General features: G+C 46.2%; 3 protein-coding genes. All 3 read left to right on the top strand.

Annotated elements, in window-relative coordinates:
• The first annotated feature begins 49 nt into the window (after positions 1–49).
• The 3 genes from gpM (at position 50) to R7E29_RS18025 (ending at position 1,824) form a co-directional block, all read left to right on the top strand.
• On the top strand, positions 50–766 hold the full coding sequence (gene gpM / locus R7E29_RS18035; RefSeq protein WP_017821172.1) for a phage terminase small subunit: 717 nt from the start codon (positions 50–52) through the stop codon (positions 764–766).
• A gap of 108 nt (positions 767–874) precedes the next feature.
• Positions 875–1,339: a head completion/stabilization protein gene (locus R7E29_RS18030; RefSeq protein WP_017821173.1), complete on the top strand. Its 465-nt coding sequence runs from the start codon at positions 875–877 to the stop codon at positions 1,337–1,339.
• On the top strand, positions 1,336–1,824 hold the full coding sequence (locus R7E29_RS18025; protein WP_238975089.1) for a phage tail protein: 489 nt from the start codon (positions 1,336–1,338) through the stop codon (positions 1,822–1,824). The genes R7E29_RS18030 and R7E29_RS18025 overlap by 4 nt, the downstream gene beginning before the upstream one ends.
• Positions 1,825–1,866: the final 42 nt, after the last annotated feature.

Genomic DNA, 1,866 nt, shown 5'->3' with positions numbered 1-1,866 from the left:
GCTATCGAATCTGTTTCAGTCGTCGAATCAGCCACTGCAGAGGTGATGAATGGCTAGTCCTTTAGCAAGGCAGCGTCGTCAGCTTCTAGAAAATCAAGTCAGTCATTCTGCATCGAAGTTGAGTGCTAGTGCAAATACCGAAAGCCTGCACATCAAGCTGATCGATTTTGAAGAAGACCGCAAGTATCTAAAACAGCTCAATGCTATCGAAGACAAGGTGAAACATAAGCGTGATGTTTTGGTGCCCAAGTACAAACCGTACGTGGAAGCTTACCTAGCAAAAGGCGAAGTATTCGAGAACCCAATTTTCACCAATATGGTTATCTGGTTGTTCGATGTCAACGACATGGAAACCGCGATTGATTGGTGCTTGAAAGCCATAGCGCTTGATTTACCTACACCAGATAACTTCCGACGTGACTGGCCAACCGTGTGCGCCGATGAAGTTTTAGCTTGGGCGGAAAAAGAGTCTGGCAGAGGACATTCTATCGAGCCTTATTTCAGCGCGGTTTTTGAAAAGGTTGAGAGCGAATGGCGACTACACGAAGAAGTGCATGCCAAGTGGTATCGATTTGCTGGGTTGCACTTACTTCGAAATGAAGAAGGACAACCGCAACCGACATCTATCGGTTGTTTAGATACCTTGGAAAAGGCCTTGTTGCTACTGCAGTGTGCTCATGAGAAGTACGCCAAAATTGGGGTGAAAACCAAAATTGGTCAGGTAGAACAACGTATTCGAGCGATTAAAGACAACAAAAATTTGTAACAGCTCCTACGCCGCCGAGCCTCGGCTGGTGAGGTAAGAGTGCCAATAGGCTAACTCAATACCGTCGACCCAGTGGCTAGAGGCTCACTTATTAAAAGAGGAATAACGATGTTTACGGGATCTTCCGGTTCGGATTATCAAGCGACAGAAATCACTAATGACGGTTTTTGGCCGAACATCAATGCCGGTGATTTTGAAAAGCGTCGCGGTATTCCTGCTGCTCAAGATTCAGAACGTATTGCTATCGCTCTAGTTAATGCGGTTTCGGAAGTTAATCAGCAACTCGAAGACTTAAAAGCTATGTATCAGGAAGAGGGGCATGCAACTGCTGGCGATGTTCCTGCTTTTCCGAAAATGAATGATAAAAATCGTGTTGTATATCAATACGAATCAGCAGTATTTGCGAGAGCCAAAGCTGATTTGCTGCCGGACATTGCAACTGTTCATACCAAGGACAAGGGCGATCACATCGCAGACAGAAGCGTAGAGGTGCGCACTGAATTACTTTCAGAAAGCCAGCGCATTATTCGAAATATGAAAGGGCTGAACCGTTCATCGGTGGATTTGCTATGAGAACGCAATACCAAGCAGGTTACAAGCTGCGTGATCTAAACGCATTTTTAATCAGCGTTGTGGGCGACAAGATAGCCAAGCGCATGGAATGTGAAATGGGCAGGGTTGAGTTGAAACTAGAAACCAAGCACATGGGCCATGGTTTTGACCTGCTGTATCAGCGTTATGTTGCTGACTTCTACTTCGACAAATTCCCTTTCAAAGAATACGACCCAGCGGTGCTGTTCGCCAATGTTGGGGCGTGGTTGATGGACAACGATTCTGACCGTTTCCGCATCGAAGACTTAGACGACCCAGACGTAGACGTAGTACTGGAAGATGAGAAAAACGCCGAAGTGTTGGTCTCAGTCATGTTTGAAGAACCCGTCAAAGTGGCTGCAGACCCAGACGGGCCAATCTATTGGAATGGTCAACGCTGGAAGATTGAAGAGTACGAGATTTGGCAGGCGGAAAGGCTATCAAATGTAGTTCTCCGCAATGTATGAGATACGGGCCGATAAGCGCAGTTATTTGCGAGTTAAAGAGCA

Origin of the sequence: Vibrio sp. Vb1729 (assembly GCF_033338655.1) — a bacterium.
Classification (GTDB): Bacteria; Pseudomonadota; Gammaproteobacteria; order Enterobacterales; family Vibrionaceae; genus Vibrio; species Vibrio alginolyticus.
This window is presented reverse-complemented; position numbering and strand designations above follow the sequence as displayed.